At 36.9% G+C, this 14,111-nt stretch carries 17 protein-coding genes and 1 pseudogene; all 18 read right to left on the bottom strand.

From position 1 onward, the window contains the following. Positions 1–6: 6 nt before the first annotated feature. Complete coding sequence (gene rplI / locus D8Q48_RS13145; protein WP_022074685.1) at positions 7–456, bottom strand: 50S ribosomal protein L9; 450 nt, start codon at positions 454–456, stop codon at positions 7–9. A 1-nt stretch (position 457) separates the two neighbouring features. Next, the gene (locus D8Q48_RS13140; RefSeq protein ID WP_121056754.1) at positions 458–2,503 is read right to left on the bottom strand and encodes a DHH family phosphoesterase; all 2,046 of its coding nucleotides are present in this window, start codon (positions 2,501–2,503) and stop codon (positions 458–460) included. Between the two features lie 280 nt (positions 2,504–2,783). Beyond that, positions 2,784–3,050, bottom strand: coding sequence for a 30S ribosomal protein S18 (gene rpsR, locus D8Q48_RS13130; protein WP_022074687.1), 267 nt, complete (start codon positions 3,048–3,050; stop codon positions 2,784–2,786). Positions 3,051–3,089: 39 nt separating this feature from the next. After that, on the bottom strand, positions 3,090–3,542 hold the full coding sequence (locus D8Q48_RS13125) for a single-stranded DNA-binding protein (RefSeq protein ID WP_022074688.1): 453 nt from the start codon (positions 3,540–3,542) through the stop codon (positions 3,090–3,092). Positions 3,543–3,557: 15 nt separating this feature from the next. Then, positions 3,558–3,845 (bottom strand): 30S ribosomal protein S6, encoded by a 288-nt coding sequence (gene rpsF, locus D8Q48_RS13120; RefSeq protein ID WP_022074689.1) that lies wholly within the window; start codon positions 3,843–3,845, stop codon positions 3,558–3,560. A 121-nt stretch (positions 3,846–3,966) separates the two neighbouring features. After that, a complete protein-coding gene (locus D8Q48_RS13115; RefSeq protein ID WP_022074690.1) occupies positions 3,967–4,155 on the bottom strand; it encodes a DUF951 domain-containing protein in 189 nt (62 codons plus the stop codon). Between the two features lie 10 nt (positions 4,156–4,165). Next, positions 4,166–4,984: a class B sortase gene (gene srtB, locus D8Q48_RS13110; RefSeq protein WP_121056752.1), complete on the bottom strand. Its 819-nt coding sequence runs from the start codon at positions 4,982–4,984 to the stop codon at positions 4,166–4,168. A gap of 231 nt (positions 4,985–5,215) precedes the next feature. Then, positions 5,216–5,341, bottom strand: a complete 126-nt coding sequence (locus D8Q48_RS17810; protein ID WP_279230738.1) for a hypothetical protein — start codon at positions 5,339–5,341, stop codon at positions 5,216–5,218. A 41-nt stretch (positions 5,342–5,382) separates the two neighbouring features. Next, positions 5,383–6,228, bottom strand: coding sequence for a hypothetical protein (locus D8Q48_RS13105; protein ID WP_243116302.1), 846 nt, complete (start codon positions 6,226–6,228; stop codon positions 5,383–5,385). Between the two features lie 145 nt (positions 6,229–6,373). Continuing rightward, positions 6,374–6,766 (bottom strand): hypothetical protein, encoded by a 393-nt coding sequence (locus D8Q48_RS17600; protein ID WP_243116301.1) that lies wholly within the window; start codon positions 6,764–6,766, stop codon positions 6,374–6,376. Beyond that, positions 6,766–7,314, bottom strand: a pseudogene (locus tag D8Q48_RS17595) (helix-turn-helix transcriptional regulator); the annotation flags it as partial. The gene D8Q48_RS17600 and the pseudogene D8Q48_RS17595, both read right to left, overlap by 1 nt. Before the next feature lie 215 nt (positions 7,315–7,529). Continuing rightward, positions 7,530–7,727: a hypothetical protein gene (locus tag D8Q48_RS13095; RefSeq protein WP_121056750.1), complete on the bottom strand. Its 198-nt coding sequence runs from the start codon at positions 7,725–7,727 to the stop codon at positions 7,530–7,532. 672 nt (positions 7,728–8,399) lie between these two features. Then, positions 8,400–9,959: an SMI1/KNR4 family protein gene (locus D8Q48_RS13090; protein WP_121056748.1), complete on the bottom strand. Its 1,560-nt coding sequence runs from the start codon at positions 9,957–9,959 to the stop codon at positions 8,400–8,402. 639 nt (positions 9,960–10,598) lie between these two features. Then, positions 10,599–10,931, bottom strand: a complete 333-nt coding sequence (locus D8Q48_RS13080) for an Imm70 family immunity protein (RefSeq protein WP_243116303.1) — start codon at positions 10,929–10,931, stop codon at positions 10,599–10,601. After that, the gene (locus D8Q48_RS17590) at positions 10,886–11,014 is read right to left on the bottom strand and encodes an immunity 70 family protein (RefSeq protein WP_243116299.1); all 129 of its coding nucleotides are present in this window, start codon (positions 11,012–11,014) and stop codon (positions 10,886–10,888) included. The genes D8Q48_RS13080 and D8Q48_RS17590 overlap by 46 nt, the downstream gene beginning before the upstream one ends. A gap of 68 nt (positions 11,015–11,082) precedes the next feature. Next, complete coding sequence (locus D8Q48_RS13075) at positions 11,083–11,589, bottom strand: hypothetical protein (protein WP_118688947.1); 507 nt, start codon at positions 11,587–11,589, stop codon at positions 11,083–11,085. A 342-nt stretch (positions 11,590–11,931) separates the two neighbouring features. Then, positions 11,932–12,567, bottom strand: a complete 636-nt coding sequence (locus D8Q48_RS13070; protein ID WP_121056746.1) for a lactate utilization protein — start codon at positions 12,565–12,567, stop codon at positions 11,932–11,934. Between the two features lie 17 nt (positions 12,568–12,584). Continuing rightward, positions 12,585–14,108 (bottom strand): AAA family ATPase, encoded by a 1,524-nt coding sequence (locus tag D8Q48_RS13065; RefSeq protein ID WP_121056744.1) that lies wholly within the window; start codon positions 14,106–14,108, stop codon positions 12,585–12,587. Positions 14,109–14,111 lie beyond the last annotated feature (3 nt).

The raw sequence follows: 14,111 nt of genomic DNA, 5'->3' as shown, positions 1-14,111 counted from the left end.
ACGTCTTTATTTTTCTTCTTTTACTTCTACTGTCACTTCAGCTGTTACCTCAGGATGAAGCTTTACAGGCACTTTATGTGTACCAAGTGTTTTTAATGCATCCTTCAACTGTACTTTCTTCTTATCGATCTCCAGTCCTAACTGCTTCTTTACCTCTGCTGCAATCTCTTTATTTGAAACAGAACCGAATACTTTTCCGCCCTCTCCAACTTTAATTGCAACTTCAACTTTACCTGCTTCCAACTGTTTTGCAAGCTCTTTTGCAGCTTCAAGATGCTCTTTTGCAACCTTTGCTTCATTATTCTTCTGGAGCTTAAGATCATTCATATTTTTTCCATTGGCCTCAAGACCAAGTTTCTTTGGCAAAATAAAATTTCTTGCATATCCATCGTTTACATTTACGATTTCACCTTTTTTTCCAAGGGATTTTACATCCTGTAATAAAATAACTTTCATGTTAAATATCTCCTTCTTCTATCATTTTATCAATCGTCTGTTTTAACGCCTTGATTGCTTCTTCCATATCGGTATGATCAAACTGAGCACCGGCAGCATTGATATGACCGCCTCCACCAAGCTTTTCCGCAACAATCTGAACATTTACCTCATCAATAGAACGGGCACTCATATAAATCTTGCCCTCATAAATAGTCAAGACAAATGATGCCTTGATTCCACTAATATCCAACAGCTCATTTGCAGCCTGTGCGGCCAGAACAGTCGGACTTTCAACATCACTCGGACACTCTGCGATTGCAAATTCCTTGCGATATACCTCTGCCATACGGACAGCCTCTGCCTTCGCTCTATATGAATCCATGTCATCTCGGAACATCTTACGGACTCTTGTAATATCCGCACCGCATCTTCGCAAAAATGCAGCGGCTTCAAATGTTCTGACACCCGTTCTGTTCATAAAGTTTCTCGTGTCGATCATGATTCCTGCATACAGACAATCCGCCTCAACACTTGGAATCTTAATATCATCCACAATATACTGAAGCACTTCTGCTACCATCTCACAAGCAGATGACGCATACGACTCTACATAAGACAAAACTGCATTCTCAATTATATTACTGCTCTGTCTATGATGATCCAATACAGCAATTGTCTTCGACTTCTTAAGCAACTCCGGACACTCTGTCATCTGTGGCTTATTTGTATCAACCACGACAATCATCGTATTATCGTTGATATAATCCAGTGCTCTCTCTGATGTCAGGAAAATATCATCCTCATATGCAGTACTATCCACAATCTCATCATATAATGGACGAACAGAACTTGGCACACTGTTCATGACAATATGCGCTTTCTTCTTCAATTCCTTTGCAGCTCGATAAATTCCCATACAAGCTCCAAGACAGTCTGCATCCGCAATCTTATGTCCCATAACAATAACCTGATCCTTGGCAACAATAAATTCACGCAACGCTTCTGCTTTGACACGCGCTTTCACACGTGTATTTTTTGAAGTCATCTCTTTCTTACCACCAAAATATGTGATGCCATTACAATCTTTAATTACTGCCTGGTCTCCCCCTCTTGCAAGTGCAAGATCGATTGCTATACGGGCATAGTTATAACTCTGAGCATATGTTGCTGTATTTAATCCTAATCCAATACTTAATGTCGCTGAGCGGGCATTACCAATATTGACCTGTTTTACCTCTTCCAACAGCGAAAATTTATCTGCTTCGAATTTCTTATAGCTTTCTTTTCGGATTACAATGAAATACTTGTCCTTCTCCAGTTTCTTGACAATTCCATCTACATCTCCGATATACTTGTTAATCTTTCGGTCAATCAATGCGATTAATAAGGACTGTCGCACTTCCTCAACACTTTCCATGACTTCGTCAAAGTTATCAATATAAATGAGTCCTGCAATCATACGCTGGTCTTCATTTTCTTTGATGTACTCATTTAATTCTGTAACATCTGTCATGTAAACTGCAATAAAATACTCTTGTTCTTTTGGAATCTGAAGCACTTCTTCTTTCTCACTGAATCCTTCCATCGACACCTTTCTAAGTGTCACTTGATAATCGCGTTCCTTGTACTGTACTTGTAATTCCACTTGTTCCATATTCTGCTTTGGAAATACACCGCGATTCAGCCCCGGAATCAGTTTGTTCATATACTTTTCCCACTTCTGATCTACAAACAGTTCTTCAAAACTATCATTCTTCCACAATATTCTTCCATCTGCCATCAATATTGCATACGGAATTGCAAGTTCCTTCAAAAGTGTATTTTGGATTCCCTTGTACTGTGTGGAAAATTGGATCATGTCCGCAAGAATTAATGAGCGATTGTAGAAATACAGCACGCCTACAATTACCATATAGATGATGACAAATACCGACATCATTAAGCCGGCTTTCCGGTCTACCTTATACATCCATATATTCATAGCGACCAGAAGAATTGTCATAATGACCGGCCACTGCATATACATTCGCAGCTGCCCTTTTAAACGCACATTTCTATTATCCATGAAACTTTCCCTTTCAGGCTATACTCGTCTCTCCCCTTGAGTATGCACGTAAATATGTAATTATTCTGTATCCGTTCACGAATGAACAATCTTATTACCCCATTATTGAGTTCTAGTATATCACTTTTTACGCATTTAATCCACTGGGATTTTTTCGCATCGGACTTCTCATAAAATTCACCTGATTTGTACAACTCAAAAAATTCCATGGACCTTTTTGTCATATGCACGACAAAAAAAGAGCTGCCACACAAAATGTATGACAACTCTATCATTTCAATTAGTCCTGAACGTATGGCATCAAAGAAATGTGTCTTGCTCTCTTGATTGCTACTGTAAGAGCTCTCTGATGTTTTGCACAGTTTCCTGTGATTCTTCTTGGAAGAATTTTTCCTCTTTCAGAAACATATTTCTTTAATTTTGCAACGTCTTTGTAATCGATTTCGTTATTTTCTTTACCACAGAATACGCAAACTTTTTTTCTTCTGCGTGCTGGGCCTCTTCTCTTGAAGCCGCCTTCTGGTTTGCTACCTTTTTCGTAAGCCATTTCATTTACCTCCATAATTATTCATTTGGAAGTCAGACTTTAGTTAAACGGTAACTCCTCATCGATTCCATCTGGAATATTCATGAAGCCATCTCCGGCATCAACGCTTGGTGATGGTGCTGCCTGGCTAGGAGCTGACTGGTGGAACGCACCTCTGTTCGCTTCACTCTCTGCTCTGCTTTCAGCAAATTCCTGTTCTTCTACGATTACCTCAGTAGTGTAGACTCTTACGCCATCCTTATTTGTATAGCTTCCTGTCTGGATACGACCGGAAACGGAAACGCGCATTCCCTGACGGAAATATTTTTCTGCAAATTCACCTGAACGACCGAACACAACACACGGAATAAAATCTGCGCTTGGCTCATTATCTCTTTTGAATCTGCGGTCTACTGCTAATGTATATCTGGCAACTGCTGTTGAGCTGTCACCCTGAGAATATCTAACTTCCGGGTCTCTGGTTAATCTTCCTACCAAAACTACCTTGTTCATATATACCTCTTTCTATTATGCATCCTGTCTAACGCATAAATATCTGAGAACGTGATCCATGATACGGATACGCTGTTCCAACTCTGCAGGAACAGTACTCTCAGCCTCGAAGTGGATGAAGTAGTAGAATCCTTCTTTCATCTTCTGAATTTCGTAAGCAAATCTTCTCTTACCCCATTCATCGACGTCTGTTACATTACCACCTACACGAGTGATCAGATCTTTCACTTTTTCAATGACTTCTGCTCTAGCGTCGTCTTCGATTTTAGCGCTGACAACAACAGCTAATTCATACTTGTTCATGTGTTTTTACCTCCTTTTGGTCTCTGGCCCTCGACTTTGCACGAGAGCAAGGAAATGTTTTCAACCGTTTATTTAAACGGCATGTCACAATTTGCTATTTTATCATAGTGTTCTATTTCTTTCAAGCCTTTTTTCGTATTTCTTTTGTATTTTTTTCAACCAATTTTCTAGACACCATGACCTGATGCCCACATCCTTCACATTTCAAACGAAAATCCGCTCCCACACGAAGAATCTCCCATTCATGACTTCCACATGGGTGTGGCTTCTTCATCCGGATAATGTCTCCTACCGCAAAACGATCTTCCATGCCTCTCCTCCTATTTCTCTTCTATTAATACACCCTGCAACAAAAATCTTTCATCCTCATTTACATTCGTACATGTAGACAAACTTACGATCTTGGATTGTACATTTACCTCTACATCCACAGCATAATTAGATGTACTCCTGCACAGTTCAATATATTTCATAAAATCCTCATCTGTCGCATAGGACAGTATATAATTGTCTGCTGTATCTTTGACCACACCTGCACTGAACACCTGATATGTTCTTGTTTTTCCATCTGGTGTGTAAATATAGAAATATGGATGTGCCTTGCAAAAGCTCTCATCCGCATATTCATTTAATCTCGAAAACATCTCCCCGCCATAATTCAAATGATGTCCGTAGATTAACGTATTTCTTCCTGAAAAATCTGATGCACAGTCTTTATCAACAAAGATTGCTCCCAATTTATTGTCATTTGCTGTAAATGTCTTTGTCAAATATTCATTGTTATCCTGGCTTTTTACTACCGGATAACTGATGATCGACGGTTCATCAAATCGAATCCACGCTACTGTATCCGGATTCATTTCTAATAGTGTTGCAAAATCCACTTTGAATCCTAAAGCTGCTTCCTCCACTTGTTCTTCACCTGAAGTGTCCTGTTCTGTTGGGGTTTCATTTTCAATTACCAGTTTCTTTATTTCATCATAATCTTTTCCTCCTTGATAGTAAGGAAGGATATTTTTGAGCAACTGATAACCTGAAAATACAAAGACACATAATGCTATAATCAATATAATTTTGGAAATGATATTTCCCGCCTTATTTTTCTTTTTTCTATTTGGTTTTCTATTTCTTTTACTCATGCATTTTATTTCCTTATAATTCCAGACAATAAATATTTTTTCAATAAATTCAACTTCGTTCTGGTATCTGTATACACAACTGTGTTGAAAATGGATGTAGAAACCTTTCCACTTTGATACCGGCGTTGAATACTCATCTGCTAGATATTCCTACTCAAGCTCATCTATTGTATCAAACGGAAAACATAATGTACAGCCATCCGATATTTCTTTCAACCTGACAAACTGCTACTATCTAAATCTTTGCATGCTATATTTGAAATCTTCCAATCCTTTTAATCTTTTTACTCTACGAAGTTTAATACCACATACATTACATATCTGGTCAAGTCTGGCTTCTACAATTACATTTGACACCCTTATTTCCTTCGGTACTCCAAATTGAAAAATGAAACCTATCAGAATTCTGCCAACATTACAATCGCATCATCCTCTGGTTCAAGCATTTCAAATTTAATGATAGTTCCTGTATTTGCATCTCCTAATAACGACAATGCCGGATTTACAGGGCGATCATATTTTTTATCCGTAACTAATGTTCCTAATACAGATACATCTGCCTCTAAAACAGCATTGCATTTCGGGGCTTTTTCCAAGTCTGAGAGCAAAGCTTCATCTGTAATCAGTAAATTCCCAAATTGAAAAGCTGTAAAAGGAAGTGGCTCTTCACCAAAATTCCATGTTTTCTTATCTTTTCCAAAAGAAAGCAGAAACATATTTCCCGATTCAAAATCAACCTGCTTTTCTGTATCAGCATAGTAACGCAAAGCCAGTTCCAAATCCTGTAAATACTCGCTCATACGCAATACTTCTTCCTCATCCATATTATATGGATAATATCCCGGCTCGAAAGACAGGAAATACAGCCACTGATTTTTTCCGCGATATGTATATCCTAATTCCTTAATAAGCTTTCTTTGCCTATTAGATAGTTCGTCACGATTACCCCAATAGCAGGTGAGATTTCTTTGGTTAAACATCGCATATCCAGGAGCCAGATTCATGCTCTCCTGCATGGTAAGCATGAGAAAACTATTTAATCCCTCGTATCCTTCATAGACGGCTATTCCATAACAATCACCGCCTCGCCCCAGTATACTGAAGAAAATCGTTTCCTCTTCAGTACCATATCTGATGCCAATTAAATCCATATCCCAGAACTTTTCCCATGGTTTCAGTTCCTTAATGCGTGTTCCTGCCTCATACAACGTCTTCCATTGTTCTATAGATGCCTCTTTTCTCATATGTCCCCCTAGCTTCTCTTGAATCCGTATTCTTTTCAATAACAAAATTTTTCCGTCACTTTATTCGTACATAGTTTATTTACATGTTCTATTTTTATTTGCCTGATTTCTTGACACCGGAAGCCTCGTTCTAAATTCTTTATTGCTAATCCCAACTACTTCCTCTGCCATTCTTTAACACCATTTTCACCACACCAAGCAATGCTACAAACAAAACACCTGCAACCGGCCATACAATCCATGTAATATCCCAGCTCATCGTCCAGAGGCTCCATGCAAGGTAAATCGCTGTAGTTAAGCACCAATATACACCAGAAAACGTATCCGTCTTTTTCTTAAACAGTTTCTCTTCTTTTGTATATTCGCCTTCCTGAAGAAGGGTATCGTAACTGCTTTTTACTATTCCAACACGAATCATCAGATTCACTCCTAGTGCAAGAATAAATAGCAACAATCCAACGGAAAGACCACAGTAATAGTCAGGTGCTTCCATGGCTTCGGCAATAATTGTCGGAATCACTGCCAGGATACAAATCACTACCCCAACAGCTGTTCCTCTGATAAAAATCGGTTCATAAGAATCTTTTTTTCTCGTACCATGCCAGATACACCATACTCTGTTTCAAAGCATTCCTTTTCAAAATGTTCCATACGTGATTCACGCATTCCATATGTAATAAACAAAAAGACGGCTGCCGCAAGCATTCCAAGCAAAAAAACACATCCAAACACTGTTGCCAGAGATTCCGAAACATGAAATACGCCATCTTCTGCCATTGTCACAAGAACAATCAATAATATTGGCCTTGAGATACACATACTTGTTGCGTTTGCCACTACTTTGGATCCACTTCTTTTCATGTCAAGAAATTCATTTGCATTCTCCATAGTTACTTTTTTCAACGGTTCTGCACAGCTTTCAGTAGTTTCGTGATAGGCGATATTTTCTGCTTTCATTTCATCTTTTAATAGGTAATCTGTACTAACACCAAATAGCTCCGACATCTGTAAAATTCTTTGCAAATCCGGAACAGCTCCTGCACTTTCCCACTTAGATACTGCCTGTCTGGATACGCCCAACTGATTGGCTAATTCTTCCTATGACCATCCATTCTTTTTTCTTTCCTCTATAATTTTATCAGCTAAAATCATTTTTTCCTCCTTTTGTAGATTTTATGAGCTAAATATAGCAGTTTTGCTGTTTGCATTCCACCATTTCAGGCTGTAAATCTGTCAACCAGCAGTTGCAAATCACAAAAGGACTCAATGAATCCCTATTTTTCAGCTATACAAGCAGGAAATTATTTATCATCTGTATTTGTTTTATTGTTTTCCTTTTTCTTATAAGTCGAACCTAAGCAAAGAAATGCGGAACCAAGGCTTAACCATACTATAGCCATAGTATTTTCATTTCCATTCGTTAAGCCAATAGCTGAGGCTGTCAAAAACAGAGCTGATACAACATAAAATAAGATTGATTTGTTTATTCCTTTTTTCATAAATAAGCATCTCCTCCAAATACTAATTCGTTTCTTACATTCTAACTCAAAACTCTATTCTTAGATTATCAAAGGATAAAGTAAACTTATTGTCATAGCAACACATCCTAATCCTACAGTACGTCCACCTTCACGATACTTTAATCCCGTTTTATCCTTCATTTTTTATGTTTTTCTATCCAAAATACATTGAAAAATGGCTGATTTACATACTCTATTTTTATTTACTTGATTTCTTGGCACCGGAAGTCTTTTTTCTAAATACTTTGTCATCAACACCTACTACTTCCTCTGCCATTTTCTTATTGCACCCATTCTTTTTTATTGTTATAATCAGAACATGGGTGCTACCATAACGGTAGGCGGTTAGTCCTTCAACAGAGGGACTGTGACCCTCTGATTACATAGAAACCCGAACGGGAATCCACTGGAAAGGAGGGCTAAGCCAATGAGTATTGTGGACTTCATTGCAGTTGTGAGCTTCGGCATCACCTGCTTTTGTGCCGGATACACATTCGGCAAGGATAATAATAAGACACAAAAATAACCGCCCCAGCCTCGCAAACTGAACGGTTATTTTTAATCGATTAAGCATGTGGACTAACCGTCTATCGGTAGCACTCTTTTTCTATAATCATATTATCACGCATCTGTGAAAATGTCAAAAAGTTCTTACCTTATTTCAAATAGTCCTGGCATGCCTATTTTCTCAGCTATTATATTTGCTTTTGAACTTGTGATGTTTGATAACAATTTTGTTGGCAAACTTTTCGATTTTTGCAATAACTCTCCCGTACTCATTTCCAAATTGAAAGCCCTTTTTATTGTTACCAATCCTTTTACTCCTTCTTTCGGCATTTTTATTAAATATAGATCACCATAGTCAACTCCTCTTACATCTTCTCCATCTATATCTTCGATTTCAAATCCTTTTTCCATCCATTTATTAAAATCCGGAATAATTTGATACGGACTTTCCAAATCATAATCACCCGCATCTACCAGATAAACAGTTTTCGTTTCTTTTTCCTGCTTCATCAGAAAGACCAGATCACCTCCATCATTTCCGATAGCAACTGTATCTGGCTGATATATATTTACCTGCAAGTCTTTATTCATAGCATCTAATTCTTCAAGCGGATAGAATGTGCAGCCATTCTCTAAGCTCAGACCATCATATTTACATATGAACTCTTTATATACTGCTGGCAATTTATATTTTTCTTCCTTTAATTCAAATGGTAAAGCCTTACTTTTTTGCAAATTATCAAACAACATTTTTTCAAATCTTTTTCCGTCATTTACATACATTCTTCCTGATTTACTGAAAGATACTTCCGGTATCATTTCTGTCTTTATACTTAAATTTATAAACTTTGCAATCGGATCAAAATTAATTAAATTATGCGGTTCCGGAAAATTCTTCTCTATATTAAATTCTTCATATTCTTTTATAAAACTCTTATGTTCGGGCATCTTAATCTTATCAAGCAATGGACTGTCTTCCAAAAATTTCATAGCTATATGATACAAACCATGTATAAATATTGCCACCATCTTTCCCAAAGTTTGAATGTCTTTATCCAGCCCATAAATGTGTTCATTAATCCACTTACATTTTCCCATAAGATCACACAATTCCTGTAATCCGCGATTAACTCCGTCCACATCTTTCTGATATAAATCATAGAAAAATTTTGCTAGTTTTAAATCAAATTGTGTCCGTTTTTTCTCCATAAATGTACTTAATTCTGCCTGTGCTTTCTTTCCCTCCTCATCATCATGATATGTCATGGCATAAACCATATTATAATACGGAGCTGAATAACCGGAACTAGCAGGCCCTGCCTCAAATGGCATGATTTTTTCCAACAGTTTGTAATCATTACAAGAATAAGCAATCACAACTTCAATGAAATTAATTGTCTGTGCTCCTCCGCTATTCGCTCTATTTCCATAAATGCAATTGAAACGATTTTCCTGATAAATCCCATTCAACATATAAGCCGTATCACCGGTTATAAAAGCTTTATTTATTCCTGCAAACATAAGTCTATTGCTGCGCAGCAAATTAAAATACATATTCCAGAAGTATCCGTCTGCTTTTCCAAATTCGACTTTCTTTTTAAATTCAGCTATATCCCTTTCAATATCACTCCAAAGTTCATCTTCACTAGACTCACCCATTATTTTTTCATATTTTTGTTGATAACTTTTTGCTGCCTTTACCATAACTTATCCCTTTCTCAATTCTACAACCCGCAATTATCTGACATCTAATTATATTAAATTTCTTTTACCAATTTTTGAGGAACGCAATTTAATTTTTTTACCATAAATTCAACCTTAAAAGTTGCTGTCAATATTCCGTTAAAAAATATTCGTTTTATGCCTTTTACTTCGAGAAAGTATTCGTTATTTTTTTCAAAAAAATCATACTCTAATGTATCATTTGCATTATGTGTTTTCAATTGTTGAATTATTTCGCTTTGAGACATTTCTGTTTTAAATATCAGATTCTGTCCCGTTAGAATATTTCGTATATCTCTTCCAGCGTGTTACGATAATTATCACCGAGCTAATCAACATTATACAAAAAAATATATAAAAAATAAGAGTACTGTTCATATTACTCCCTTTCCTCGATTTATTTTTGTAATATCAACTGCGCACCTCTGCAATCCTGCCGGAGGCTATATCAGCTGGGGGATTGACTCCCACCACTAATACCAGCTTGTTTCTCACCACCTATAGAGGTGGGATTCATCTCCCAGCTGATATAGCGATTTTCGTATTTTAATAATTTATAAATCAAGTTTATCTAATTACTATAATCAGAACTCTTGCTTCTTCCTTCTGATTTTTAAACTATTATAAATTATCAATCTCAATATCGCACTGCATTTCTTTTGCTTCATTCATCGCCTCGCTTAAAACGGAAATCAAATCTCTTCCATCACTGGTAACAAAGTAATTAGACAAATCTGTAATATCTGAACTAATATTATTTCCCCAAGGCGGTGTTAAACTTAAGTCTTCAGCATCCCATATTACATCAGAGGGCGAAAAGTTTTTCAGTTCTTTTCTTACTTTACACAATTCCTCTAGCCCTTCATTTAAATCCCGATTTTTTAAATAGCCTTGATATAATTTCCCCATTAATTTGGGATAAACACGCCCCCATTTCCCATGTTCGAACCGAATACATATCGTAGAAAAAAAGAATGCAAAAAATCACTTGTTCCAACTTGAAACCAATAATAGCCTACTTTAAATCCTACCGTCATATCATCCCTCCACTATTTGCTATGCAATGCCACCGTTATCTGACTTTTTTTGTAAACTCACAATTTCGTTAAACTATTAAATCGTATTCTCTCGGGCTTTGAGCACCTATAGTTACAAATCGTAACTGCTCCTTTTTACTATAAGCATTTTTTAATATCATATATCCATTGATAGTTGTAGAAGCATATCTTTTCATAATTTTTCTTAAATCATTGAAGATTTCTTTGCTAATTTTATTGTCATACCATATTGTAGATACAGTTGTAGGCACAATTATATTTTCATCATATAATCCGCCAAGGTCAATAGCAACACTCGTTTCATTCAGATATTGAGATATATGTTTATATTTATCAAAGCATATTGATTCGTCATCTTTTATAACAAGATATTGATTTCCTATGTGACTTCCATTGAGAGAAATACCAAAATAAATAGTTTTAGTAATATCATCGATTTTATTCTCATTTCTACCACATTTATAATATTTAACTAAATTAAGTTCTTGAAATTCATAAAATACACTTTCTAAATCTGTTCTTGTTCCAAATACTCTAAAACTTCTTGAAGCCATTTGTTTTTTCCCCTAAAGCCAAGTTTGTATTGCGTTTTTCTAAGTATACCATATTGCATAACAAAACTCTATTCTTACCTTTTTATACAACTCAAAAACCCCAGAAACCTAAGCCTCTGGGGTCTATATCTTGAGTTAATATTCTGATAACAAATCTCTTGTATATGCACCAATCAAGGCGAAAAAAAGAGACTTGCAAGCAAGCTTGCAGTCTCTTTTTTATCACCTTGATTGGCGCTTTATTCATTGCTTTCGCGTATATTACTCAATGATTGTAGCAACACGACCTGATCCTACAGTACGTCCACCTCACGAATCACAAATGCCTTGCCGTTCCACCATTTAGAACCCCAGGTTCTCGTCCACCAGAATCACCTTGATTCTCTTCGCCGCTCTGGAATATCTCGTGATCAAAATCTGACAGCAAATGCAATCCGGTGATTTGCAATCATAGCACATTCCATTTTTAGAACATGGAGTATCAAGTCCGAATCTCTGTGCATTGATTGGTGCCGCCTCATTTCTAGCTCTGCTCATAGCATCTTCTTCAGATTTTACAACCTTATTCATACCTACGATCAAAAGTACATTTTTAGGGCCAAAAGCAAACGCTGCCACACGGTTTGCATTTCCATCTATATTAACCATCACGCCATTTTCTGCTAATGCATTTGTACTTCCTATAAAAAAGTCGCAATCAAGAGCTTTATGAGCAATCTCATTTTTCAACTCCGGCGTCTGAGCTTCTTCCCTGTCATATACTTCATAATTTCCTTCATGTACAGCATCTAACAAGCCAATCTCCTTAGCTGAAACGGTTCCTCCCCAGCTGATTGAGCTTCCCTCTGGAATCAGCTCCAATGCTTTTTTTAATGCTTCTTCTTTTGTTTTCACGAAATATGCTTCCATATTACGGGATTCCAAATTTTTCACTACCCGGTTAGCTAATACTTCATTTCTCATTTCTCTTACATTCATCTTCGATTGCTCCTTCCTTAGCTGATTGCCCCTTGCTTGTTTAATAATGTCTCTACTGCATCCATATCTTGTACAATTGCCTGCTGACGCTCATCAAACAGCAGCCCTTTATTATACCGATAATACTGGTCACAACCATTTTCTTTAATAAACCACACCGCATAACTGTTAGCATTCAGTTCTGTAATCAGTACAACCATTTCCTGACTCTCTCCAAATGCAGCCTCCATAAAGTCAAAAATATGTGTCAACATCTCTGAAGTCAATTCTATCAGATTTTCACGGTTCTGTACAAGCTCTCCGAACATTTCTTTTACTTGTTCAAATTGTTCTTCACTATTATTTTTCAAAATATTATTCTGGCTTTGTTTTGCAAATTTTTCCAGTGCCGCAACCGCCTTTTTCATTACGATTTCTTCTGTATGATTCAATAATTCTTTTCGTATCTGTTCCTGATAATCGCGTTCTGCCTGATGCCAGATATCTTCTGGGCGCATAGATTCCAGATTTTCTTTATAAATCAATAAATATTCATATACTTTTGAAACATATGCATCCTCCAGAAAACTTTTCTGAAACATTTCACTTGCTTTACCATTTAACAAACTCACTACACTTAAATGCTCATCAAACGGAGCCGCCTTGATTTTCTGTAACGTTGCGGTATTCCATTTTCCTTCCAGAATATCTTCCACGCCATAATCTTTCCTATATTTATAGAAGAGTTCCAGATAATTTGCAAAATCTTTTGCAATCATTTTATGCTGGATATACTGGGCAATAACATCCCTGTCTATTGTTTTTCCAAGCACTTCATAAGTCTGGATAAGCTGTGACAAATCTTCCCAGCCTCTCGCCGTAGCAAATGCTTTTCCGTCTACCGTTGTCTCAATCCGGTAAAAATTCTGTTTACGCAGTTCTAAATATGATATCACTACCGGATGAATGCCCTGCTTATACGCATATTCTTTCCATACATCCAAATTTGCCTCTACATTGATTTTTTTAATTCGGTCTAACGTAACGATGTCAAATTCTCTAACCGACTTGTTGTACTCCGGCGGATTCCCTGCTGCCACAATAATCCAGCCTTGCGGAATTTTCTGATTTCCAAATGTTTTTCCTTGTAAAAATTGAAGCATTGTCGGTGCCAGTGTTTCTGACACACAGTTAATCTCATCAATAAACAGAATTCCTTCTTTGATTCCCGTCTGTTCAATTTTCTCATACACTGACGCAATAATTTCGCTCATCGTATATTCTGTTACCGAATAAGTCTGTCCTCCATATATTTTTTCTTTGATAAATGGTAATCCGACTGCACTTTGTCTTGTATGGTGCGTAATTGTATATGCAACCAAACCAATTTTACATTCTTTTGCAATTTGTTCCATAATCTGTGTTTTACCAATCCCCGGAGGTCCCATCAGAAGTACCGGTCTTTGGCGGATGACCGGAATCCGATATGCACCAAACTCATCCTTCGCCAAATACGCCTCTATAGAATCTTTGATTTCCTGTTTCGCACGCTTTATATCCATTTT

Source organism: Ruminococcus sp. B05, assembly GCF_003628495.1.
Taxonomy (GTDB): Bacteria; Bacillota; Clostridia; order Lachnospirales; family Lachnospiraceae; genus Schaedlerella; species Schaedlerella hominis.
Note: the sequence above shows the minus strand (reverse complement) of the source record. Positions and strands in the feature narration are given on the sequence as shown.

What these genes read in the sequence shown, in the direction of transcription:
- rplI (WP_022074685.1), bottom strand. Translation starts at nt 456, where the DNA reads ATGAAAGTTATTTTATTACAGGATGTAAAATCCCTTGGAAAAAAAGGT.
- D8Q48_RS13140 (WP_121056754.1), bottom strand. Translation starts at nt 2,503, where the DNA reads ATGGATAATAGAAATGTGCGTTTAAAAGGGCAGCTGCGAATGTATATG.
- rpsR (WP_022074687.1), bottom strand. Translation starts at nt 3,050, where the DNA reads ATGGCTTACGAAAAAGGTAGCAAACCAGAAGGCGGCTTCAAGAGAAGA.
- D8Q48_RS13125 (WP_022074688.1), bottom strand. Translation starts at nt 3,542, where the DNA reads ATGAACAAGGTAGTTTTGGTAGGAAGATTAACCAGAGACCCGGAAGTT.
- rpsF (WP_022074689.1), bottom strand. Translation starts at nt 3,845, where the DNA reads ATGAACAAGTATGAATTAGCTGTTGTTGTCAGCGCTAAAATCGAAGAC.
- D8Q48_RS13115 (WP_022074690.1), bottom strand. Translation starts at nt 4,155, where the DNA reads ATGGAAGATCGTTTTGCGGTAGGAGACATTATCCGGATGAAGAAGCCA.
- srtB (WP_121056752.1), bottom strand. Translation starts at nt 4,984, where the DNA reads ATGAGTAAAAGAAATAGAAAACCAAATAGAAAAAAGAAAAATAAGGCG.
- D8Q48_RS13105 (WP_243116302.1), bottom strand. Translation starts at nt 6,228, where the DNA reads ATGAGAAAAGAGGCATCTATAGAACAATGGAAGACGTTGTATGAGGCA.
- D8Q48_RS13095 (WP_121056750.1), bottom strand. Translation starts at nt 7,727, where the DNA reads ATGAAAAAAGGAATAAACAAATCAATCTTATTTTATGTTGTATCAGCT.
- D8Q48_RS13090 (WP_121056748.1), bottom strand. Translation starts at nt 9,959, where the DNA reads ATGGTAAAGGCAGCAAAAAGTTATCAACAAAAATATGAAAAAATAATG.
- D8Q48_RS17590 (WP_243116299.1), bottom strand. Translation starts at nt 11,014, where the DNA reads ATGACGGTAGGATTTAAAGTAGGCTATTATTGGTTTCAAGTTGGAACA.
- D8Q48_RS13075 (WP_118688947.1), bottom strand. Translation starts at nt 11,589, where the DNA reads ATGGCTTCAAGAAGTTTTAGAGTATTTGGAACAAGAACAGATTTAGAA.
- D8Q48_RS13070 (WP_121056746.1), bottom strand. Translation starts at nt 12,567, where the DNA reads ATGAATGTAAGAGAAATGAGAAATGAAGTATTAGCTAACCGGGTAGTG.
- D8Q48_RS13065 (WP_121056744.1), bottom strand. Translation starts at nt 14,108, where the DNA reads ATGGATATAAAGCGTGCGAAACAGGAAATCAAAGATTCTATAGAGGCG.